Annotated in this window: 21 protein-coding genes; 6 read left to right on the forward strand and 15 right to left on the reverse strand. The window is 68.9% G+C overall.

All coding sequences use genetic code 11. The features are described 5' to 3' along the window. Positions 1 to 3 precede the first annotated feature (3 nt). From glmM to eccCa, 9 genes are all read right to left on the reverse strand, one after another. Positions 4 to 1,341, reverse strand: coding sequence for a phosphoglucosamine mutase (gene glmM, locus G6N28_RS05190; protein ID WP_163897710.1), 1,338 nt, complete (start codon positions 1,339 to 1,341; stop codon positions 4 to 6). Positions 1,342 to 1,485: 144 nt separating this feature from the next. Beyond that, positions 1,486 to 2,298, reverse strand: a complete 813-nt coding sequence (locus G6N28_RS05195; protein WP_163896465.1) for a hypothetical protein — start codon at positions 2,296 to 2,298, stop codon at positions 1,486 to 1,488. Between the two features lie 285 nt (positions 2,299 to 2,583). Then, positions 2,584 to 3,021 carry a hypothetical protein gene (locus G6N28_RS05200; protein WP_235674470.1) on the reverse strand — a complete coding sequence of 146 codons (438 nt, stop codon included), beginning with the start codon at positions 3,019 to 3,021 and terminating at the stop codon, positions 2,584 to 2,586. A gap of 237 nt (positions 3,022 to 3,258) precedes the next feature. Beyond that, positions 3,259 to 3,735 (reverse strand): 30S ribosomal protein S9, encoded by a 477-nt coding sequence (gene rpsI, locus G6N28_RS05205; RefSeq protein WP_163897713.1) that lies wholly within the window; start codon positions 3,733 to 3,735, stop codon positions 3,259 to 3,261. Beyond that, the gene (gene rplM, locus G6N28_RS05210; RefSeq protein WP_163897716.1) at positions 3,732 to 4,175 is read right to left on the reverse strand and encodes a 50S ribosomal protein L13; all 444 of its coding nucleotides are present in this window, start codon (positions 4,173 to 4,175) and stop codon (positions 3,732 to 3,734) included. The genes rpsI and rplM overlap by 4 nt, the downstream gene beginning before the upstream one ends. Before the next feature lie 217 nt (positions 4,176 to 4,392). After that, entirely contained in the window at positions 4,393 to 4,689 is a 297-nt protein-coding gene (locus tag G6N28_RS05215) for a WXG100 family type VII secretion target (RefSeq protein ID WP_163897719.1), read from the reverse strand. Between the two features lie 10 nt (positions 4,690 to 4,699). Then, on the reverse strand, positions 4,700 to 5,023 hold the full coding sequence (locus G6N28_RS05220) for a WXG100 family type VII secretion target (RefSeq protein ID WP_163897721.1): 324 nt from the start codon (positions 5,021 to 5,023) through the stop codon (positions 4,700 to 4,702). Positions 5,024 to 5,100: 77 nt separating this feature from the next. Next, positions 5,101 to 6,270, reverse strand: coding sequence for a type VII secretion-associated protein (locus G6N28_RS05225; protein WP_163897724.1), 1,170 nt, complete (start codon positions 6,268 to 6,270; stop codon positions 5,101 to 5,103). Next, a complete protein-coding gene (gene eccCa / locus G6N28_RS05230; RefSeq protein ID WP_163897727.1) occupies positions 6,267 to 9,977 on the reverse strand; it encodes a type VII secretion protein EccCa in 3,711 nt (1,236 codons plus the stop codon). Before eccCa ends, G6N28_RS05225 begins: the two co-directional genes overlap by 4 nt. A 119-nt stretch (positions 9,978 to 10,096) precedes the next feature. On the opposite strand from eccCa, the gene eccD reads away from it, so the two are divergent. Both eccD and mycP read left to right on the forward strand, forming a co-directional pair. Next, on the forward strand, positions 10,097 to 11,425 hold the full coding sequence (eccD, locus tag G6N28_RS05235) for a type VII secretion integral membrane protein EccD (protein ID WP_163897731.1): 1,329 nt from the start codon (positions 10,097 to 10,099) through the stop codon (positions 11,423 to 11,425). Next, positions 11,422 to 12,756 carry a type VII secretion-associated serine protease mycosin gene (mycP, locus tag G6N28_RS05240; RefSeq protein ID WP_163897734.1) on the forward strand — a complete coding sequence of 445 codons (1,335 nt, stop codon included), beginning with the start codon at positions 11,422 to 11,424 and terminating at the stop codon, positions 12,754 to 12,756. Before eccD ends, mycP begins: the two co-directional genes overlap by 4 nt. On the opposite strand, the gene eccB is transcribed toward mycP, so the two are convergent. The 3 genes from eccB to G6N28_RS05255 all read right to left on the reverse strand — a co-directional run bounded on the left by eccB (position 12,721) and on the right by G6N28_RS05255 (position 15,290). After that, positions 12,721 to 14,115 (reverse strand): type VII secretion protein EccB, encoded by a 1,395-nt coding sequence (eccB, locus tag G6N28_RS05245; protein WP_163897737.1) that lies wholly within the window; start codon positions 14,113 to 14,115, stop codon positions 12,721 to 12,723. The genes mycP and eccB overlap by 36 nt on opposite strands. 124 nt (positions 14,116 to 14,239) lie before the next feature. After that, positions 14,240 to 14,698, reverse strand: a complete 459-nt coding sequence (locus G6N28_RS05250; RefSeq protein ID WP_163897740.1) for a DUF3237 domain-containing protein — start codon at positions 14,696 to 14,698, stop codon at positions 14,240 to 14,242. Positions 14,699 to 14,723: 25 nt separating this feature from the next. Then, positions 14,724 to 15,290 (reverse strand): CGNR zinc finger domain-containing protein, encoded by a 567-nt coding sequence (locus G6N28_RS05255; protein WP_163905847.1) that lies wholly within the window; start codon positions 15,288 to 15,290, stop codon positions 14,724 to 14,726. A gap of 73 nt (positions 15,291 to 15,363) precedes the next feature. Here G6N28_RS05255 and G6N28_RS05260 point away from each other — a divergent pair, with 73 nt between their 5' ends. Genes G6N28_RS05260 through G6N28_RS05275 form a run of 4 tightly spaced genes read left to right on the forward strand, consistent with a single transcriptional unit; the run spans position 15,364 to position 18,516 of the window. Then, the gene (locus tag G6N28_RS05260) at positions 15,364 to 16,377 is read left to right on the forward strand and encodes an EamA family transporter (protein WP_163905849.1); all 1,014 of its coding nucleotides are present in this window, start codon (positions 15,364 to 15,366) and stop codon (positions 16,375 to 16,377) included. 15 nt (positions 16,378 to 16,392) lie between these two features. Beyond that, a complete protein-coding gene (locus G6N28_RS05265; RefSeq protein ID WP_163905851.1) occupies positions 16,393 to 17,082 on the forward strand; it encodes a cutinase family protein in 690 nt (229 codons plus the stop codon). Between the two features lie 34 nt (positions 17,083 to 17,116). After that, entirely contained in the window at positions 17,117 to 17,761 is a 645-nt protein-coding gene (locus G6N28_RS05270; RefSeq protein WP_163905853.1) for a cutinase family protein, read from the forward strand. Between the two features lie 59 nt (positions 17,762 to 17,820). Further along, the gene (locus tag G6N28_RS05275) at positions 17,821 to 18,516 is read left to right on the forward strand and encodes a cutinase family protein (protein WP_163897743.1); all 696 of its coding nucleotides are present in this window, start codon (positions 17,821 to 17,823) and stop codon (positions 18,514 to 18,516) included. Here the strand turns inward: G6N28_RS05275 and truA are convergent. The 3 genes from truA to G6N28_RS05290 are packed head-to-tail and all read right to left on the reverse strand — an operon-like array spanning position 18,513 to position 21,064. After that, a complete protein-coding gene (gene truA / locus G6N28_RS05280; RefSeq protein WP_170307884.1) occupies positions 18,513 to 19,406 on the reverse strand; it encodes a tRNA pseudouridine(38-40) synthase TruA in 894 nt (297 codons plus the stop codon). The two genes, G6N28_RS05275 and truA, sit on opposite strands and share 4 nt — an antisense overlap. Beyond that, positions 19,390 to 19,983, reverse strand: a complete 594-nt coding sequence (gene rplQ, locus G6N28_RS05285; RefSeq protein ID WP_163897746.1) for a 50S ribosomal protein L17 — start codon at positions 19,981 to 19,983, stop codon at positions 19,390 to 19,392. The genes truA and rplQ overlap by 17 nt, the downstream gene beginning before the upstream one ends. A gap of 28 nt (positions 19,984 to 20,011) precedes the next feature. Continuing rightward, positions 20,012 to 21,064, reverse strand: coding sequence for a DNA-directed RNA polymerase subunit alpha (locus G6N28_RS05290; RefSeq protein ID WP_163897748.1), 1,053 nt, complete (start codon positions 21,062 to 21,064; stop codon positions 20,012 to 20,014). Between the last annotated feature and the right edge of the window lie 64 nt (positions 21,065 to 21,128).

A 21,128-nucleotide genomic window follows, 5' to 3' on the forward strand; every position in this document is an offset into this window, starting at 1 on the left:
TCCTCAGCGGACGGCGCTGACCTGCTCGGCCACCCGCACGGCCAACTGCCGTGCAGTGTCCTCGTCGGCCGCTTCCACCATCACCCGGACAACCTGCTCAGTTCCCGAGGGCCGCAGCAGGATTCGACCTGTGTCGCCAAGCGCGGCTTCAGCCTCGGCCACGGCGGTGCGCACCGACGGCGCGTCGGCGACCGTCGCCTTGTCCGCCACCGCGACGTTGATCAGCACCTGGGGCAGGGTCTGCATCGGATCGGCCAGCGCCGCGAGCGGCTTGCGCGTCTGCGCCATCCGCGACATCAACCGCAGCGCCGTGACGATCCCGTCGCCCGTGGTGCCCAACGTCGGCATGACGATGTGGCCGGACTGCTCGCCGCCGAGCGAGAACTCGCCCGCGCGCAGTTCCTCGAGCACGTATCGGTCGCCGACGCTGGTGGTGCGCACGGTAACGCCCGCCGCGCGCATCGCAAGATGCAGCCCGAGATTACTCATCACGGTCGTGACCAGCGTGTTGGACGCCAGCTCGCCGGCTTCTTGCATCGCGAGCGCCAGGATCACCATGATCGCGTCGCCGTCGACGATGCGGCCGCGCGCGTCGACGGCCAGGCACCGGTCGGCGTCGCCGTCGTGAGCGATCCCCAAGTCTGCGCCGTGGGACACCACTGCGGCCTGCAGAGCCTCCATGTGCGTCGAGCCGCAGCGGTCGTTGATGTTGAGGCCGTCGGGTGCGGCGTTGATCGCGATGACGTTGGCGCCGGCGGCCCGGTAGGCCTGCGGTGCGGCCACCGAGGCGGCGCCGTGGGCGCAGTCCACGACGACGGTCAGGCCGTCGAGGCGGGTGGTGACCGCCTTTCCGGCGTGACGCAGGTAGCGGTCGAGGGCGTCATCGGCGTCGACGACTCGCCCGATGCTCGCGCCGACGGGCCGGTCGCCGGGGCCTTGGTGGACCAGTTCTTCGATCCGGTCCTCGGTGGCGTCATCGAGCTTGTGGCCGCCGGGTCCGAAGATCTTGATGCCGTTGTCGGGCATCGGGTTGTGCGACGCGCTGATCATCACGCCGAAGTCGGCGTCGTAGGCGCTGGTGAGATATGCCACAGCCGGCGTCGGGACCACGCCGACCCGCAGCGCATCGACTCCCTCGCTGGTCAGACCGGCGATCACGGCCGCTTCCAGCATCTCGCCGCTGGCCCGCGGGTCGCGGCCCACGACGGCTACCCGGCGGGCGTGGCCGCCGACGCTTCCCAGCCGACGAGCTGCCGCCGAGCTCAGGGCCAGTGCCAGTTCCGCGGTCAGAGCCTGGTTGGCGACCCCACGCACGCCGTCGGTGCCGAACAGTCGAGCCATGCCGACAAACTTCTCACAGATGCCAGCGGAAAAAGAAACCGGTGAGCGTGCCGCCCGTGCCGCCGCCGAATCGGTATCGAACCGCGACTCACCGCCCGCATCTGGACAGACACGGGCGGTGAGCATGGTGTCGTTATTTATTTGTCAGCCCCCGAGGATGGCGAGGATCTGGTTTAACAGGTCGATGATCGGCTGCAACGGATTCGGCGGCACTGGCAATCCACCCGCCAGTGAGCACAGCAGCGACCCGAGTAGGCCGCCCGCCGGATCCGCGGTGATATTCAGCACCACCTGGTTGAGGTCCACGATGAGGCCGAGCAGCTCGAGGTGCAGCGGTCCCAGCACCAGGTTGAGGACGTCGCATACTCCCTGCTGGCTTGCCAGCCGGACCTGTCCGTCGTGGCCATTGCCGGTTGTCGCCGACGACGACTGGGCTTCGCCACCCGGAACGGAAATGTCGTTGACCGGCATCGAGAAGCCCGAGATGTTGACGTCTTGGGCCGCACCCCGGTCACCCGGTTGGTTTCCCTGCTGGGGCTGACCGGGCGAGACGAGCTTGCCGATGAGCTGTCCAGTCAGGGCGATACCGGTGTTCGACGAGGTCGCCCCATTCGCATCGGCCGTGGCGGGTCCGGCCTGCTGGGTTACCTCCTTGGCGGCAGTCGCGACGAATTGACCGTTGAACTTGACTCCGTCCGGCCCGGTCCCCTGCACCTGGACGACGTTCTTCTTGCCCACGCCTGGTGGCTGCGCTGCCGCGGTCCCCCCGCCGGTCACCCCTCCGACTAACACCAACATTGCGGCGCTGACCACGACGGCCAGCAATCGCATCAGGTGAGTTTTCATGATCACTCCATTCTCAATTTCAGGAAGCAGCGGCCCGGCCCCCGACCGCTCCTGAAACGTCGCGCCGGTGGCGGCAATGGACCGCCCTGCGCGCAGCATCCGTGCTTCCACCGGGGATGGTTCCTCTAGAGGCGCGGGCTAAACGACAATTGCCGCAAGAATTTTCGTTTCCGTAAGCACGCCGAGCTGACCTAGTTAGCTCTGGGGACCACAAGTTGCCGAGTCGTCGCACAAGGGGGGGTGATTAGACAGTCACATCACGGTTCACCGAGGCCCGTGAAGAGGCCCGTGAAATTTTTGCGTCGCTGGGGCCGGAGAGCGGCGCGCGGCGGCGACCCCCAGACGACGCACCGCCCGTGTCCGAGGCGACGGACACGGGCGGTGGACGCTATCTGGTTAGTTCTGGCCCTCAGCGGGCTGCTCGGCCGCGGGAGCCTCCGCAGCGGGGACCTCTGCGGCGCCCGGGGCGGACTCAGCCTGGCCCGGGGTGCTCTCGGTCTGTCCCGGCGCGTTCTCGGACTGTCCCGGACCACCACGTTGGATGTTGACCGAGCCGAGGTTGTTCGTGCAGACGACCTGCTCATCGCCATTGGTCACCACCGACTCGACCACCGAGTTCACCTGCGAGACCTCGACGTCACACAGCGCGGCAGCGATCTGCGCCGCGTCGGTCACGCTGACGTCCTCGAGGACACCGGCGGTTCCGATCGCCACGTTGACCCGGTCGGTCTGGGTGGCGTCGGGCTGCGCGGTGGCGACGCCCAACCCGGCAGTGAACAGCAGTGAACCGCCCATCAGGGCGCCAGCAGCAGCGTTCTTCACGACTTTCCTCATTCAATGCTCCTTTTCAGTCAGGAAACGACGATCCGGTCCCCCAACGAGCTGACTGACTCGTACCGGTGGCAGAGCGGCCGCCACGCACGAAGCGCCGTCGCCTCCGACGCCTGTGTATTCACGGTCAACCCACAATTCAAACCAAAATCTAACAATTCATCAGTTTTCGCAGGTCAACGCCATAAAAAACCGCCGGGCACGCAATGCGTACCCGGCGGTTTTCGCCGACGAATTCGGTCAGCGCTTGCTGTACTGAGGCGCCTTGCGGGCCTTCTTGAGCCCGTACTTCTTGCGCTCGATCTCCCGCGGATCACGGGTCAGGAAGCCGGCCTTCTTCAACGCCGGCCGGTCCTCGGGCTGCACCAGGATCAGCGCCCGTGCGATGGCCAGCCGCAGCGCACCGGCCTGACCGGACGGGCCGCCGCCGTCGAGGTGGGCGTAGACGTCGAAGCTCTCCAGCCGATCCACGGTCACCAGCGGAGCCTTGATGAGCTGCTGATGCACCCTGTTCGGGAAGTAGTTCTCGAGGCTGCGCCCGTCGAGGTGGAACTGCCCGGTGCCGGGCACCAGCCGCACTCGCACCACGGCCTCCTTGCGGCGGCCGACGGCTTGCACGGGGCGGTCGAACACCACGGGCTCACGCGGCGCCTCGGTCTCGGCCGCGGCGGTGGTGTCGGAGTCGGTGTCGGGGGTCGTCTCAACTGGCTGGGTCACTGGGCCACCTGCTTGATCTCGTACGGAATCGGCTGCTGGGCGGCGTGCGGATGATCCGGGCCGACGTAGACACGCAGCTTCTTCTTGACCTGGCGGCCCAACTTGGTGTGGGGGATCATGCCGAGGATCGCGTTCTCGACGACGCGATCCGCGTGCCTTTCCATCTCGTCACCGAGCGACCGCTTGCGCAGACCACCGGGATAACCCGAGTGGCGGTAGAAAAACGTGCGGTCGGCCTTGTTGCCGCTGATCGCGATCTTCTCGGCGTTGACGATGATGACGAAGTCGCCACCGTCGACATTCGGCGTGTACGTCGGCTTGTGCTTGCCGCGCAGCAGATTCGCTGCCGCGACGGCGAGCCGGCCGAGCACCACGTCGGTGGCGTCGATGACGTACCACTGCCGCGTGGTGTCACCCGCCTTCGGCGTGTACGTAGGCACAGCGCATACCTCTCTTCTCGGGTTTCCTGGTGCCGGTCAGGGCGGTTGCGGGCGGTGAACCCTCGGCGACCGACATTGACCCGAGGCCCGGCGTTCCGCACGCCAACGAGGCAGCTTACCTGCGTGCGTCCTCGCAGGTCAAAAAGCGCTCCGGGGCGACTGTGCGGCCCCGATCGGCTCCCCTCCGATTCGGGGCCGCACAGAGTCTTGCACGGGCTCAGCCGCCCCAGGCCGCCGCGGCGCGGCGGTCGGTGGCCGCGACGTCGTCCGCGCCGTCGCGGACCGCGTTGCCCAGCCGGTACAGGATGTCGTTGAGTGCTCCCGCCGCCTGCTCCCAACGGGCCTGCTCGACGCGGTAGGCCTGCGCGGCCTCGCGGGTCCAGACCTCCTGCAGCGGGGCGATCTGTGCCCGCAGGTCGTCGAGCGCGGCGTTCAGCCGCGCCGAGGTGGCGTGGATCTGCTGCCGGACGGTGTACTCGATCTCACCGAAGTTGTACGAAAGCGCGTTCGCCATCGCCGCCCCCTCACAGTTCCGTGCCGACGGCGCCGAGCCGCTGCGAATGACTTTCGCCGGCCTCCAACAGCGTCTGGCGGTTCTGCCGGATGGTCTCGGCGATCCGCGCGAGCGCGGTGTGCAGCTTCAGCGATTCCGTGTTCCACCGGTCCACCACCTCCCGGAACCGGGTGGCGGCGACGCCTCCCCACACCGACGGCGGCACGCTGCTCATCTGTCCGATGAACCCCTGCAGAAACGCCCGGATCTCGTCGTTGCGCGCATCGGTCTTGTCGGCGACGGCGGCCATCAGGTCGAAATCGGTGTTGAGCGAGCCGCCTGCGGGTGTCGTCATGGGCTTCCTTTCGTCGTGCGGTTATGAAGTTGGACGCGCGGGCCGCCCGGTTGGTTCCATCGCCGACGCACTTTTGTTCACCGCACCGCGTGCGCCGACCGGATCGCCTGGTCGCAGATCTCACGCACCAGCTGTTCGCCGCCGACCGCGCTCTGGCAGCCGATGGCGATGCGGACGGCACCGTCGACCAACACGGTCCAGGTCACCGTGTGCTGCGACCGCACCTCCCGATAAGTCACCACGTCGCGACCTGCTCGGTGATCGGCAGCGGTGAAATCGACGAACGTGCCGTCGTTTTCACTGTCGAGGGCCGCCCGCAGCGAGTCCGCCACGACCGTCAGGCCGTCGTCGGGGCCGCCGGTCGACTGCGTGAGGTGCAGGGCGACGGCGGCGTGCGACGGCGACGTGAGCTGGACACGGGCTGATCCCGGCCCCGACGTCACGTGCTGCACCGGCCAGTCGGCGGGCACCACCATGCCGACCCGGCCCTCCACCAACAGCGTCGTCGGCGTCGCCTCGCCGGCTGAGCCGCCGTGTACCGCGAATCCGCCGACCGTTATCGCAGCCGCCGATACCGCGCCGACGACAGCCGCCGCCACGGCGGGGTTTCGTCGCCGCGCCTCGACGCACGGGGTACTCTCGTGGCTCCGTCGTGACCGCAACGCCGCCCGCCGCACCGCGGCCTCGTCGGCAATGACTACTTCGATTCCGTTGCCACGCAACCGATCAGCGATCACGGCGGCCGTTTGGTCGGAACCCGCGACACCGGCTGGTGCGTCGATGAGCGCGACGGGTGCGTCGCCGACGCTGGCGACGACTGCTTCTGCGGTCATGGTCGCGTCGCCCTGGCGGGCGATGACGGTCGCGCGGGCGGTGGCGGGTGTGACGACAACGAAGTCGTCTGTCAGCTCGACAACGGTGGTGCGTCGCGGGGCGGCGAGCTGGCAGAGCAGCGCGGTGCGGTGCAGGAGCACGACGGTGTCCGCCACCGCCTGCGCCGCCTCTTGCACGCGGTCCGTGCGCGAGGGCGGCCACCACGTCGGGCAGACCACGACCAGCGTGTCATGTTCGTCCCCGGCGGCAACCTCTATCACGTCCTGCCACAGGTCCTGTACCGATACGGGCCGCTCGCCCAGCAGCGCGATGTTGTCGTCGATGCACTCCAGTGCGGTCGAAACCAACTCGACCGGAAGCTGATTGGCGCCGCTGACGGTGGCGGGACCGACTTCGACAACGGTCTCGGTCACGGCGGGTCGACCCAGGCGACCTGGATGAGCTCATGGGCGTCGCCCCGGGTGACCAGCGTTCCCCTGCCGGGCGGCAGCGGCGCCGGCCGGACCGCGCCCAGCAGCACGCCCTCCTCGGGATCCGCGCTCAGCATCAGCCCGGTGCAGCCCGGCTCTCGCAGCCGGGCCAGCACGGGGTCGAACATCGCCCGGGCGGCACCGCTGGACCGTCGCGCGACAACGACATGGAGGCCGAGATCCTTGGCGTACGGCAGGAAGTCGGCAAGCGGTGTCAACGGGTTACCCGTCGAGGTGGCGACAAGGTCGTAGTCGTCGACGACGACATAGATGCGCGGACCCGACCACCACGACCTGTTGCGCAACTGCTGCTGTGTGACGTTCTCCCCCGGCATCCGGTCCTCCAATCGGGTCAGAAGCGAGCGCAACCGCGATGTCAGCGCGGCCGGCGACGCGGCGTAGCCGGCGAGGTGTTCGGATTCCACGACACCGAGCAGCGCGCGGCGGAAGTCGACGATCTCGATCTGTGCTTGCTCGGGGTCTGCGCCGCTGAGGATCTGGTGGCACAGCAGCCGCAGCACCGACGTCTTACCCGACTCCGCCTCCCCGAGCACCAGCAGATGCGGCTGCGCCGCGAGATCAATTGTCACGGGCTGCAATTCCCGCTCGCCCACGCCGATGATAAGGTGCGGGACGACCGGTGGCACGATGCTGCGCGCGACGACGTCGGACAGCTCGACACGGCCGGGCAGCAGTTCGACCACAGGTGCGCGCGGACCTTCACAGCGGTCCTGCAGGCGGCTGACCTCGGCGGCGACCGCCTCTCCGAGATCGTCGGTCATCGCGCGACCGTCGAACCGGGGCAACGCGACCAGCATCTCCCGGCCGCCCGCGGTGACGCCCCGTCCCGGCCCGGCGGTACCGAGTTGGCGAGCACGCTTGCGGTCCATCTCCGATTCGGCCGGTTCCCCGAGCCGCAATTCGATGCGCGTCGCGATCTGATCCTTCAACGCGGGCCGCAGCTCCGCCCACCGCGAGGCGGTCACGACGACATGCACGCCGTAGGAAAGGCCTTGTGCGGCAAGAGCGGTGATCGGGGCCTCGAGGCCGTCGAACTCCTCACGCAGCGCGGCCCACCCATCCACGACCAAGAACACGTCGCCGTACGGATCGTCCCGAACGGTTGGATCGCCGGCGGTGCGCCGCGCCCGGTAGTCGGCCACCGAATCGATGCCCAACCGGGTGAACCGTTCCTCCCTGGCGCGGACGACGGACTCCATGACCGCGACCGTGCGGCGGCACAGCGCGACGTCTCGTCGGCCCGCCACCGCGCCCACGTGGGGCAGATCGCGCAGTGACGACAGGGAGCCGCCGCCGAAATCCAGACAGTAGAAACCGACTTCAGACGGGTCGTTCGCCTCAGCGAGTGCCAGGATCATCGTGCGCAGGGCCGTCGACTTGCCGGATCGGGGGGCACCGACGATCGCGACATTGCCCGCGGCACCGGACACGTCGACGGTCAACATGTCGTTGCGTTGTTCAAAAGGATTATCCACCAGTCCGATCGGTGCCTTGAGCCGGCAGTCACCGTTGGGCACCAGCATGTCGAGCGTCGGCGAGACGACCAACGGTGGCAGCCACACCTGATGTGCCGCGGTTCCGCGTCCGGCCAGCCGGTCCAGCACCGTCTCGAGCACCGTGCGTCCATGGCGTCGGGTCTCGGCCGTCTTGACGGGGGCGGAGCGGGGCGTGGGCGCGGCGGTGAATACGCTCGGGGCCAATGGTTCCCCATCGTCGACGTCGGCCGCGGACTGCTCGGCGACACCCGACACGAACGCGGTCTGAAACCGGGTCAAATCCCCTGAGGCGGTCTTGAGATACGCCGCGCCGGGTAGGCTCGGCAGGTGGTAGGCGTCGGGAATCCCGAGCACGACGCGAGATTCGGCGGCGGAGAATGTCTTGAGGCAGACCCGATAGGAAAGGTGGGTCTCCAGCCCTCGCAACCTACCCTCGTCGAGGCGCTGGCTGGCCAGCAGCAGGTGCATGCCCAGCGAGCGGCCGAGCCGACCGATCGCCACGAACAGCTCGGCGAAATCCGGGTGCTGGCTTAACAACTCGGAGAACTCGTCGACGACGATGAACAGGGCGGGCAACGCGGGAAGGGGCGCGCCGTCGGCCCGGGCACGCTCGTAGTCGGCGACGTTCGCGAACCCGCCCGCCGCCCGCAGCAACTCCTGCCGACGGTGCATCTCTCCGGCGAGCGCGTCGCTCATTCGGCTGACGAGGTGCGCCTCCTCGGAGAGGTTGGTGATGATCGCGGCGACGTGCCGTACCCGGTGCATTCCGAGAAACGTTGCGCCGCCCTTGAAATCGATCAGCGCGAGGTTCAGCGCCTCGGGCGGGTGGGCCGCGACCATCCCCAGCACCAGGGTGCGCAAGAACTCCGACTTTCCTGACCCGGTCGCACCCACGCACAGCCCGTGTGGGCCCATCCCGTGCTGCGCGGCCTCGTTGATGTCGAGGTGCACCGCCGACCCGTCCTCGGCGATGCCGATGGGAACCGGTTTCAGACGCCTGCCGCGGGTGGAGGCCCATTGCCGTTCGGGGTCGATGCGACTCGGATCGTCGATGCCCATCAGCTCCAGCCAGCCGCGGGCCGGGTCCGAGTGGGGCGCACGGTCGGATGCTGGGCCGAGGCGGTACCGCGTCAGCCGTCGCGCACACACGATCGCCTGGCTACGTGACAGCGCGTCAGGATGCGCGAGGTCGTCGATGTGCAGACACAGCCCATCCACGTTCGCGGCCAGGCCTACGCCGACCTCGATGACGGTGGCCTTGCCGTCGAGTCCTATCTGCTCGGAAGCCGTTGCGCCGTCGACGATCACCACGGACCACGAAGGGCATGGGCGATGCTCGCAGTGCGGCAGCCATTTGAGCCACTCCCACTCGGCGCGGGTGTCGGGGCCGACCGCCGCGGCTATCGCGAGATGGTCGGGAGCATGGGCGACCGCGAGCCCGCAGATCATCGCGCGAATCAGCGCACGAGCGGCGTCGACGTCACCCTCAACGCTCACCACTGGGTGCCCGTTCAGTTCGACGACGACCGGCGCGCCGGTGATTGTCGTGCGCTGACGGATCATTCGGCGCATCGCGTCGACGGTGACGGGATCGTGCTGTTCTGAGGATCCCAGGGCAGGCGCCACCAGCGTGGTGCACAGCGGTTGCTCGCCGACCCCGACCCGGACGAGGCCGAAGTCGGCGTCCTCGGGTCTGCGCTCCCACATCCGCGGGCCGCCGACGAGTGTCCACAGCGTGTCCGGGGCCGGATGACTCCACCACAGCGACCGGTGCTGATCCGCGGCCGCCTGCGCGATCGCGACCTCGAGCGTGTCGAGGTATCGCAGATAGCTTTCCCGATCCCGGGTGATCTCGGCGGAACGGTTCGCGCCGCGCCCACCGTAGGCTACCGTGCCGAGCACCGAAACCAGCATCATCACCGGGAAGAACAAGAACATCGGGCTGCGCCCACCGACGCCGGATTTGAAATAGAAGACCATCATCCCGACAGCGGCCACCAGCAGGGCAAGCGGCATCAGGCGGGCAAGCGGGTTGGGCGGCGCCGCCTTGGGTACCTGCGGCGGCGCGTCGATAACCAGATCGCCGGATGCCACCGGGGGCACCGCAAGCCGCGTTTCGCGAAGAAACTCCATCGAATATTGGACGTCGCGCCCGCCGCCTCGGTTCCATCCCCAACCCGAGAAATTGCCGCGCGGGCGATCCCCTGGCCGGGGTTACGGTGACGGTATGGGTCGGAGCTACGGGGGATGCGATGCGAAATGGGCTGTGCCGACTGACCGTTGAGCATCAACGCGACGACGGCTGTCACGAGGTCGACCTCGCGTTGCCGCGCGACATCCACCTGTGCCAGCTGATGCCGTCGATCGTGGAGCTGACGCACGGCGCGATCGCGCCGGAGGTCGGTGTCCGTTGGCGGCTTGTGCGGATCGGCGGTGTCTCGCTCGACGAGTTTATGACGCTGGAACAGAACGGAATTGACGACGGCGCGATGCTGCTGCTCACGACGGTCGCACCACCGGAGCCGGTGTGGTCTCCGGGTGATTTCGGCCGGCTGACCGCGCAGCTCACCGATACCGACGATGCGTCGGCGCTGCTGCCTGTCACCGGTGCTTTGACCGCGGCAACGGTGGCGGCCGCGGCGCTCGGATGGGCCGAGGCCCCGACGACTGCGCGCTTGGTGACGGCCCTCGGCGTGGCCGCCGTCACGACGGCGGCTGCGGTAGTGAGCGACCGGGCGTACCCCGACGGCCCGATGGCATCGGCATTGAGCGTGGTGGCGGTGATGTTCGTCGCCGCAGCGGGATTCATCGCGGTTCCTGGCGGGCCGGCCACTCCTCACGTCCTGTTGTCCTCGGCGTCAGCGCTGGCGATGACGATGGCGCTACTGCGCCTGACCCGATGTGCGACGGTGTGGTTGACGGCGATCGCATCGGCTGCCGCATTGACCGCCTCGGCGGCGGGGGCCGGGTCGGGGTGGCATCTTCCGCCGGCCACGGTCGGAACCCTGCTCGCCGCCTTATCGCTCGCGGCATTGGCGGTGGCGCCCCGTCTTTCGATGCTGGCGGCCGGCGTCGGGCCTCCGCCGCCGGGCTCCGACGACCTGCCCGTCGGCGACGCCGGGGTGACACATGCTCACCGAGTGTTGACGGGGCTGGTCGTGGGCGCCTCGACGGCCGCGACGCTGGGTTGCGCGACGGTCACGTTCGCCGCGGTGGCCGGTCATACGGCGAAGCTGAACACCGCCCTGTTTGTCGGGATCATGGCCGCCGTGCTCCTACTGCGGACGCGCGTCCACGTCGATCCGGCCCGTCGCACTGCACTCGGAGTCGGGGGAATCGTGTCGGCGGTGGCGTGTTTCGTGATCGCCGCTGCCGCGATGCCCGGTCAGTTGCACTGGTTCAGCCTGCTGGCCACCGCCGCGGGCGCGGCGGGGTTGAGTCGGCTGATCGGGCTGTCCGTCGGTCCCGTGTTGCAGCGGGTTGTCGAGGTCGCCGAGTACGTCGCTGCGGCAGCCGTTGTGCCGCTGGCCTGCTGGGTCGCCGGTGTCTACGGTGTTGTCCGCGCCATTGGCTTGTCATGAGGGCGGCGCGGCTCTTGGTGGCGGCGTTGTTGGTCGCGCTTCCGGTGGGCATGAGCGCGCCTGCGGCGGCGGTGAGCCCACCGGCGGTGGATGACTCGCGGCTGCCCCGGGCGGCATCGCCTGCGCCACCGCGGCCCACCCGCCAACAGGAGCCATGTGTGTCATCGACCGACACCATCGAGCAGGGCAAGCCAGAGCAGCTCAACGCCCTTGGTTTGCCGTCGGTTTGGCAACTGACGCGCGGCGGCGGGCAGACGGTCGCGATCATCGACACCGGCGTGTCGCGGCACCGGCTTCTGCCCCACCTCATCCCCGGCGGCGACTATGTGTCGAGCGGCGACGGCACCGACGACTGCGACGGTCACGGCACGATCGTGGCCGGCATCGTCGGGGCCGCTGGCGACGGCGCGTTCCAAGGCGTCGCACCCGACGCCACGATCATCGGTATCCGCCAGTCCAGCACCAAGTTCCGTGCCGTCGACGACGCCACCGGCTCGGGGTTCGGCGACGTGGACACCCTGGCCATGGCGGTCCGCACCGCCGCCGACATGGGCGCCACGGTGATCAACGTGTCCTCGGTCGCGTGCCTGCCCGCCGAGGACCTCCTCGACGACCGCGCCCTCGGTGCCGCGCTGGCCTACGCCGTCGACGTCAAGAACGCCGTCGTGGTGGCCGCGGCCGGAAACGTCGGCGGCTTAGGACAATGCCCGCAGCAGAACCCGGTCGATCCCACGCAGGCCGGCCGTCCCGACTGGGCGGGCGTGCGCGTGGTCGTCAGCCCGGCCTGGTACGACGACTACGTGCTGACGGTCGGGTCGGTCACCCCGAACGGTACGGCGTCGAAGTTCACCCTGGCGGGTCCGTGGGTGGATGTCGCCGCTCCCGGTGAGGGCATCGTGTCGCTGGATCCCGATGGCGAGGGCCTCGTCGATGAACTGCCCGCCGCCGGCGGCGCGTCGCCGATCGCGGGCACGAGCTACGCCGCTCCTGTGGTGACCGGAGTCGCTGCGCTGCTGCGGGCGCGCTCACCGGAGCTGACGGCGCGACAGGTCATGCAGCGCATCGAAGCCACCGCACGTCCACCTGCCGCCGGCTGGAATCCTGTTGTCGGACATGGGGTTGTCGATCCGGTCGCCGCCGTGACCGGCCGTCCCACACAATCGGATGCCCCTGACACACCACGCCGGGTGTCCGTCCCTGTCGCGGACCCGCCGGACGAACGGCCCACCCGGATCGCCGTGCGCGGTGCGACGGTCTGTGTCGCGGTGTCGGCGGCGCTGATCGCGGTGACGCGGTTACGACGGCGGTCCCAGGCTGTCGCGCACGATTGAAGCGGCCGCGACGCTGAGCCCCGGTCCGCGCGGCAGGCTGGCGAGCACGGGCCACGGCGCCGGCACCGGGGCACCGGACAGTCCGAGGCGGTTGGCGGCGTCGTCGTCGTGCAGGCCGAACACCACCCCGGAGCCGTCGACGTAGTACAACGTCCCGGCGTCCGCGCCGGCACCGGTCACACCGGTCGCCCGCACGTAGGCCGCGCGACCGCGGGGCAGGTAGACCCGGTCGACGCCGACGCCTGCGTCATCCGCGTTCGCCAGCGACGTGACCGCGTCGAGGTCGGCGACAGGTAGCGAATTGCCCATCAGCACCCGATGTTCCACGGATCGGGTCGAAGCCGACCACTTCCACCGCACGCACAACACCGGTTCGTCGGCCACTCCCCCGCGATCGGGGAACCGGCCGACAGGGAGGTCGTCGACCACCGGCACGGACCCGATGACGCCCGGCTCGACGGTGGTGATATCGCGGCGACCCGCGGAGTAGGTGAACCGGATGAGGTCGGCGGCGGCCACGCCGATCCGCTGCACCCCATCGCTGAGCACGACGTAGTACGCGGTCGAGTCCGCCTGTGGCAGCCGCACCACCGTGCCCACCGCAAGGCGGTGCAGCGTGGCCGGCCCCGCCGTTCCCGCGTTCGCGATGACGGGAACGGCGAGTTCGGGAACCTCCGGCACCGCGGCGAGCATCACCCGGGAGACGATGCGCGGCTTCACGCCGTCGAGCCGAAGCGCACGCACCACCGCGGGGTTGCGCAGATCCACCCGCGCCCGCACCCCGTCGTAGAGCAGGTAGGTCGCGGCGGCGCCCTCTCCGCCGGCCACGACGAGCGCGCTGCGGCCGGCATCCAGGTGCTCGACGTCGGCCCCGACGAGCACCGTGGTGGTCGCCGTGGCGTCCTGGCACACGGTCCAGTCGGATTCCGACTCATCGAGCGGCGGCGCCACGGTGTGCGGTGCGCCGGGAATGCCGACCAGCGCACCTGTTTTCGCGTCGGCGACCGCGGATGCGCTGACCAGTTCCGGGGTGTCCGCCGTGCCCGCGATGAGCCGGGCCGAGGCGAGGTTGAAAGTCGGATGCATGGTGTCGTCGATCCGCACGTACAGCGCGCCGGACTCGCGTACGACGGCGATCGGTGCGGCGCCAAGCTCGTTCTTGGGGCCGAGGAACGCCAGGACCGCGCAGGCGGCGATGACGATGACCGCCAGCACGCAACCGGCCACCAGCGAAAGCGACTGTGCGCGTAGCGGATCGTCGAGCATCCGGACATCGCCCCGGACCAGGGCGTGGGTCATCCGCCGCACCAGGAATCGGTGGCCGCTGAGCTGCAGTCTGGTCGTCGGGTCCCGAGCCATTCCCCTCCCCCGCGACCCAGCCTAACGGCCGAACGGGCCTCGGGTTGTCACCGATTTCTGCGCCGCCGGCGTTACCTCCGCGCCCAGCGCCGGTTTCGCTGATTCGCGCGGCGCTCACCGATTTCTAAACGGCCCGAAAGACCTCGTACTCCACCCCGAAACCTTCGCGCAGCTTGCCGCGGGCGACGAACACGCTGTGGGCCATCCAGGTATAGCGTGGGTCGCCCGTCTCGACCCGCGGCGTCGTCCTGAAGTACTGATCCTCGAACGCGGTGGCTCTGCCCGACGCCAGCGCCTGTGCGACGGTTTCGTTCATCTCGAGAAGCCCGAGATACTGCATGTAGACGTGGGCCCCGTCGTCGGTGGCGAACTGCAGCCGAACGTCGATGCGCCCGTAGCCATCTGGCGCGATCAACAGCCAGTCCCCACCGCCGCCGACGGCCTGGGCGTTGAACCGGTCGCCGGTCGCCTCGCCCTCGATCACTTCGGCGAAGATCCGCTGGCCCAGCGGTCCGGCGCCGAAGTCGATCGGCGGTTTGAGCGACGCCCACATCGAGAATTCGTGTTTGAGCTCAAGACCCATGCCGACCCCCTCGCACCGAAGGCCCTCACGTTACGCCGTCGCCGGTATGTGCGCGGCGTTGTCGATAGGCCGCCACGTGCTGGCGGTTGCCGCAGTTGCCGGTGTCACAGAACTTGCCCGACCGGTTGCGCGAGAGGTCGACCAGCACGGCCTCGCAGTCGGGCGCGGCGCAGGTCTTGAGCCGGCGCAACTCACCGGTGCGGATCAGGTCGGCAAGGGCCATCGCCATCTCGGCACCCATCCGCTGCCACAGCGGATCGGAAACGGACGCGAGATGCAGGTGCCATTCGGGCATCTCCGGATGACGCGTCAGCCACGGGGCAGCACGGGTGTCGCTCAGCAACGCGTTCACCTGGCTGACGACCTGCTCCTCGTCGCCGGCGGCCGCCCAGATCTTCCCGAGCCGCTCCCGTAGCCGCCGCACGGCGCGCAGTTCCTCGTCGTCGTGATCGCGGCGACCCGTCCAGCCGAACCTGTCCAGGTAGCGGTTCAGGGCGGCCATGTCGGCGAGCTGGTCGCCTGCCACCCGGTCGCTGTTGACCAGCACACAGATGGCCCGCAACGTGAGGTCGGTGTCATGACTGAAAAGCATTTGACCCATGACCCCCTTCGTCGCTAATGTCATGACCAAAGACAATTTTACTCATTACGCTCGGGGGGTGCTCATGGCCGCGGATCAGCTGCGCACGCGACCGGCCGGCGAGCACTTCCGCCTCGGCTTGCTTCTCGCGCTGACCTCGGCGTTCGCGTTCGGGTGCTCGGGGCCGTTCGCCAGATCGCTGATGGATGCCGGCTGGACGCCGACGGCCGCGGTGGTCGCCCGGCTGGCCGGCGGGGCGCTGGTCATGGCGCTGTTCGCGACGTTGGTGCGGCCGGGCTGGATCCGGGAGGCGGTGACGCACCGCAGGGCGGTGCTGGCCTACGGCGTGATCCCGATCGCCGGGGCGCAGCTGTTCTACTACAACGCGGTCGCACACCTGTCGGTCGGCGTCGCGCTGCTGCTCGAGTACACCGCGCCCATCCTCGTGGTCGCGTGGGTCTGGGCCACCACCCGGCGCAGACCGACCTATCTGACCTTGGCGGGTGTTGCGCTGGCATTTGCGGGAATGATGTTGGTGCTCAACGTCTTCGCGGCGGCACACGTCAGCGTGGTCGGCGTCGGCTGGGGGCTGGCCGCCGCGGTGTGCGCGGCCTGCTACTTCGTGATGTCCGCCAACGTCAACGAGGACGGCGACGACGCCGTGCATCCCGTCACCTTGGCCGCGGGCGGGCTCGTCGTCGGCGCGGTGACCGTCACGCTGCTCGGCGTAACCGGGGTGATGCCGCTGACCTTCACCACCAACGACGCCGTCGTCGCCGGATGGACGACCGCGTGGCTGGTGCCGGTGGTCGCGCTGGGCGTGCTGGCCACCGCGGTCGCCTACACGCTGGGCATCTTCGGCATCGCGCTGTTGCGGCCGCGGTTCGCCTCCCTGGTCGGGCTCTCCGAGGTGATGTTCGCCGTGCTCGCCGCCTGGGTGCTGGTGGGCGAGTCGATCACCGTCACGCAGGCCATCGGCGGTGCGATCGTCCTGTGCGGGCTGGCGCTGGCCCGCCTCGGCGACCGCTCCGAGGAGGTCGCCGAGGCAACCTGGCCGGACGGCCCGGTCGGAAAGATGCCGACCGCCGCTGACCGTTAGACCGTCGACGGCATGATGTGTGAGTATGTCGGCGTGACTTTGCTGCGCGCAATGCGCCTGCCGGCAGCGGCGGCGGCCGTCGTCGCCGCGTTCGTCATCGGCCCGATGCCGTCGGCCGTGCCCCAGCCAGGCCCGCCCCCCGGGCAGTGCCCCGACGTCGAGGTGATCTTCGCCCGCGGCACCGACGACACCCCCGGCCTGGGCACGCCCGGCACGGCGTTCGTCGACGCGCTGCGCCGGCAGGTTACGGGGCGAAGCGTCACCGCCTACGCGGTCGACTATCCCGCCTCCTACGATTTCCTGGCCGCCGCGGACGGAGCGACCGACGCCACCAACCGGGTCACGCTCATGGCGCAGCAGTGCCCGTCGACACGCATCGTGCTCGGCGGCTATTCGCAGGGTGCGGCGGTGATGGACATGCTGGCCGGGGTGCCGCCGCTGGGCAACAAGATCGGATCCATGGGATCGGCGCCTCCGCTGCCCGGCAGCCTGCACCGAAACATCGCCGCGGTCGTGGTGTTCGGCAACCCGGCAGCCAAGTTCAACAACCCGATCACCGGTTCGGTCTTCGCCGGCCGGGCGATCGACCTGTGCAAGGACGGCGATCCGATCTGCTCCCGCGGCCGCAATCCGTTCGCGCACAACGATTATGTGAGCGCCGGACTGATTCAGCAGGGCGCGAACTTCGCCGCGGGCCTGGTCTGACCGCCATCCTCCGTTATCATCTGGATCCGTGGATCTGCGTCGTCTTCGCCGACGGCTCGTCGGCGCCGCCTTTGCCACGCTGACCGCGTCGGCCCTCCTCGTCCCGACCACCGCATCGGCGCAGCCGTGCTCGGATGTGACGGTGGTGTTCGCGCGGGGTACCGGTGAACCGCCGGGCATCGGCCGGGTCGGTCAGGCGTTCGTCGACGCGCTCCGCCCCCAGCTCGGTAACCGGACGTTGTCCAGCTACGGGGTGAACTACCCGGCCAGCTACGACTTCGTCCTCGCCGCAGACGGTGCCGCGGAGGCCTCGGCGTATGTCTCGAACATTGTGGCCACCTGCCCGTCGACGCGGGTCGTGCTCGGCGGGTTCTCTCAGGGTGCGGCGGTGGTCGACATGCTGGCCGGGGTGCCGCCGCTCGGGAACCGCCTCGGGGCGGTGGGCCCGATGCTGCCGCCGACGGCGGTGTCCAAGGTCGCCGCGGTCGCCGTGTTCGGCAATCCAGCGACAAAGTTCGGCAACCCGATCACCAGCTCGGTCTTCGGCGGGCGGGCGATCGACCTCTGCACCGACGGCGACCCGATCTGCTCGCCCGGCCGGAATCCGTTCGCTCACAGCAACTACGTCAGCGCCGGGATGGCACACCAGGCGGCGAACTTCGTGGCCAGCCTGGTGTAGACGGTCGGCCGGCAAATTCGCCGCCGCCGGCGTTGTCGCCATCCGTTATCATCGGCTGGGTGAAAAACGATCTTGTACGTCGTTGCGGGCGTCGGGGGCTGCTGCTTGTGGCGGCAGTGGTGCTCGCGGCGACCGGCCTGATCGCACCGGCAACGCCTGCCTACCAATGGTTTGCGCCCGTGGCTGCCGCGCAGTCCTGCCCGCAGGCCGAGCTGATCTTCGCCCGCGGCCGCACCGAAGCCCCCGGCGCCGGGGTGATCGGCAATGCGCTCATCAGCGCGATCCGCAGCAAGACCGACAAGAGCATCAACCTCTACTCCGTGAACTACCCCGCGGACTATGAGATCGACATCGGCGCCAACGACATGAGCGCGCGCATCCAGGACATGTCGGCCCGCTGCCCCGACACCCGGCTGGTGCTTGGCGGTTATTCGCTGGGCGCCGCGGTAACCGACGTCGTGCTGGCCGCACCCATCGCGGCGTTCGGTTTCAAGAACCCGCTGCCGGCCGGCATGGACCGTCACATCGCCGCCATCGCGCTGTTCGGCAACGGCATCGCCTGGGTGGGGCCGATCACGAACTTCAGCCCGCTCTACGGCGAACGCACCATCGAGCTGTGTCACGGCGCGGACCCGATCTGCAGCCCTGCCGACCCCAAGACATGGGAGGGCAACTGGCCCGACCACCTGGCGCGGGCCTACATCAACGGGGGCATGGTCAATCAAGCCGCGGATTTCATCGTGGCCCGCATCTAGTCGACGACCCGCAGATCCCGGGTCACCCTGGTCCGTGCCTCGAGTTGGTCGTCGGGCGGATAGTCCACGCCGACGAGGGTCAGGCCCTGCGGCGGTGCCGCCGTGAACTCGCTGGAGCGTCGCTCGGCCATCAACAGCATTGCGCACCAATCGGGTTCGTGGCGATGCTCACCCACCGCGAGCAGCGCACCCACCAGGGACCGGACCATCGACCAGCAGAACGCGTCAGCGGTGACGTGGGCGGTGATGCGGTCACCGTCGCGCGACCAGTCCAGCCGCTGCAGGTCCCGGATCGTGGTGGCCCCTTCGCGCTGACGGCAGAACGCGGCGAAGTCGTGCAGCCCCAGCAGGTGCCGGGATCCCGCAGCCATGGCGTCGACGTCCAGCGGGCGCGGCCACGCCGTCACATAGCGGGCATCCTGCGGGTCCACACCGTACGGCGCCGTCGACAACCGGTAGATGTAATGGCGGCGCAGCGCCGAGAACCGTGCGTCGAAACCTGATGGGGCGCGGGCTATGTGGCGAACACGCACGTCGGCGGGCAGGAACCGGCCGAGCCGTCGCACCAGCGGAAGAAACTCACTGTCACCCGGACGTGGCGTGCGCGGGTAGGCGTGCGACAGCGCATCGGCGGGCACGTCGACGTGGGCGACCTGCCCGGTGGCGTGCACACCGGCGTCGGTGCGTCCCGCCGCTCGCAGCTGCACCGGAGTGCGGAACACCGTCGACAACGCCTTGTCGAGGACGCCCGCCACGGTGCGCTGCCCAGCCTGCACGGCCCACCCGGCGAAATCGGTTCCGTCGTAGGCGATATCGAGGCGAAGACGAACATGCCCGCCACCGGAGTCGATGGCGGGCATGTTCACGAAGTCGTCAGGACTTGTCGTCATCCTTGTCGGCTTCAGCCTCAGGGGCCTGGTCGGCGGCGACCTCGGTCGACTCCGCCTTGGCCTCCTCGACCGACTGGTCCTCGGTCGGACCCTCGGCGGCTTCCGGCTCGACCGCGGCCTGCGGCGCCGACGCCGCCGCGACCTTCTGCTCGGCCTTCTCGGCGCGCTTCGCCTGCGAAGCCGCGGCACGCCTAGCGCGCTCGGCCTCCGAAGTCACCGTCTTCTCCCGCACCAGCTCGATGACCGCCATGGGCGCGTTGTCGCCCTTGCGTGCCTCGACCTTGATGATGCGGGTGTAGCCGCCGTTGCGGTCGGCGTAGAACGGGCCGATCTCGGCGAACAGCGTGTGCACCACGTCCTTGTCGCGGATCTTCTTCATCACCTCACGCCGATTGTGCAACGTGCCCTTCTTGGCGTGGGTGATGAGCTTCTCCGCATAGGGCCGCAACGCCCGCGCCTTGGGCTCGGTCGTCTTGATCCGGCCGTGCTCGAAGAGCGATGTGGCCAGGTTGGCCAGGAGCGCCTTCTGGTGTGAGGACGACCCGCCGAGGCGAGGACCCTTGGTGGGCTTGGGCATTGCGAACTCCTATGAGGGATGTGACGTACTAGAGCTGTTCGGTTTCGGCGTAGTCCTGGTTGTCGTCCAGGTCGTAGCCGGCGTCGGTGTTCCAGGTGCCGGTGGCGGCGTCGTAGCCGGCGACCTCGGACGGATCAAACGTGGCCGGGCTGTCCTTGAGCGACAGACCCAGCTGGTGCAGCTTGACCTTCACCTCGTCGATGGACTTCTGGCCGAAGTTGCGGATGTCCAGCAGGTCGGACTCCGTGCGGGCGACCAGCTCGCCCACCGTGTGCACGCCCTCGCGCTTGAGGCAGTTGTACGACCGCACCGTAAGGTCCAGGTCGTCGATCGGCAGCGCGAAGCTGGCGATGTGATCGGCCTCGGCGGGCGACGGCCCGATCTCGATGCCCTCGGCCTCGACGTTGAGTTCCCGTGCCAGACCGAACAATTCGACCAGGGTCTTACCGGCCGACGCCAGCGCGTCACGCGGGCTGATCGAGTTCTTGGTCTCGACGTCGAGGATCAGCTTGTCGAAGTCGGTGCGCTGCTCGACACGGGTGGCCTCCACCTTGTAGGTGACCTTGAGCACCGGGCTGTAGATGGAATCGACCGGGATGCGGCCGATCTCGGCGCCCGAGGCCTTGTTCTGCACGGCGGGGACGTAGCCGCGACCGCGCTCGACGACGAGCTCGACCTCGAGCTTGCCCTTGTCGTTGAGGGTGGCGATGTGCATGTCGGGGTTGTGCACGGTGACCCCGGCCGGGGGCACGATGTCGCCCGCGGTGACCTCACCCGGGCCCTGCTTGCGCAGGTACATGGTGACCGGCTCGTCCTCTTCAGAGGAGACGACCAGACCCTTGAGGTTGAGGATGATGTCGGTGACGTCTTCCTTCACCCCACCGACGGTGGTGAACTCGTGCAGCACGCCGTCGATGCGGATGCTGGTGACTGCCGCGCCGGGGATCGACGACAGCAAGGTTCGCCGAAGCGAATTGCCAAGGGTGTAGCCGAAACCGGGCTCCAACGGCTCGATGACGAACCGCGAGCGGTTCTCGGCGATAACCTCTTCGGACAGTGTGGGTCGCTGAGAGATCAGCATGGTGTTTCTCTATCTCCTTCTCGACACCCGCTATTTGATGCCGGTTGGGGTTCTGCGGTCGGGT

The organism is Mycolicibacterium pulveris, from assembly GCF_010725725.1.
Lineage (GTDB): Bacteria > Actinomycetota > Actinomycetes > Mycobacteriales > Mycobacteriaceae > Mycobacterium > Mycobacterium pulveris.

What these genes read in the sequence shown, in the direction of transcription:
- eccCa (WP_163897727.1), bottom strand. Translation starts at nt 9,977, where the DNA reads ATGGAGTTTCTTCGCGAAACGCGGCTTGCGGTGCCCCCGGTGGCATCC.
- glmM (WP_163897710.1), bottom strand. Translation starts at nt 1,341, where the DNA reads ATGGCTCGACTGTTCGGCACCGACGGCGTGCGTGGGGTCGCCAACCAG.
- G6N28_RS05250 (WP_163897740.1), bottom strand. Translation starts at nt 14,698, where the DNA reads ATGGGTCTTGAGCTCAAACACGAATTCTCGATGTGGGCGTCGCTCAAA.
- G6N28_RS05255 (WP_163905847.1), bottom strand. Translation starts at nt 15,290, where the DNA reads ATGCTTTTCAGTCATGACACCGACCTCACGTTGCGGGCCATCTGTGTG.
- G6N28_RS05260 (WP_163905849.1), top strand. Translation starts at nt 15,364, where the DNA reads ATGGCCGCGGATCAGCTGCGCACGCGACCGGCCGGCGAGCACTTCCGC.
- eccB (WP_163897737.1), bottom strand. Translation starts at nt 14,115, where the DNA reads ATGGCTCGGGACCCGACGACCAGACTGCAGCTCAGCGGCCACCGATTC.
- eccD (WP_163897731.1), top strand. Translation starts at nt 10,097, where the DNA reads ATGCGAAATGGGCTGTGCCGACTGACCGTTGAGCATCAACGCGACGAC.
- G6N28_RS05215 (WP_163897719.1), bottom strand. Translation starts at nt 4,689, where the DNA reads ATGGCGAACGCGCTTTCGTACAACTTCGGTGAGATCGAGTACACCGTC.
- rplQ (WP_163897746.1), bottom strand. Translation starts at nt 19,983, where the DNA reads ATGCCCAAGCCCACCAAGGGTCCTCGCCTCGGCGGGTCGTCCTCACAC.
- G6N28_RS05265 (WP_163905851.1), top strand. Translation starts at nt 16,393, where the DNA reads ATGTGTGAGTATGTCGGCGTGACTTTGCTGCGCGCAATGCGCCTGCCG.
- mycP (WP_163897734.1), top strand. Translation starts at nt 11,422, where the DNA reads ATGAGGGCGGCGCGGCTCTTGGTGGCGGCGTTGTTGGTCGCGCTTCCG.
- G6N28_RS05290 (WP_163897748.1), bottom strand. Translation starts at nt 21,064, where the DNA reads ATGCTGATCTCTCAGCGACCCACACTGTCCGAAGAGGTTATCGCCGAG.
- truA (WP_170307884.1), bottom strand. Translation starts at nt 19,406, where the DNA reads ATGACGACAAGTCCTGACGACTTCGTGAACATGCCCGCCATCGACTCC.
- G6N28_RS05200 (WP_235674470.1), bottom strand. Translation starts at nt 3,021, where the DNA reads ATGAGGAAAGTCGTGAAGAACGCTGCTGCTGGCGCCCTGATGGGCGGT.
- G6N28_RS05220 (WP_163897721.1), bottom strand. Translation starts at nt 5,023, where the DNA reads ATGACGACACCCGCAGGCGGCTCGCTCAACACCGATTTCGACCTGATG.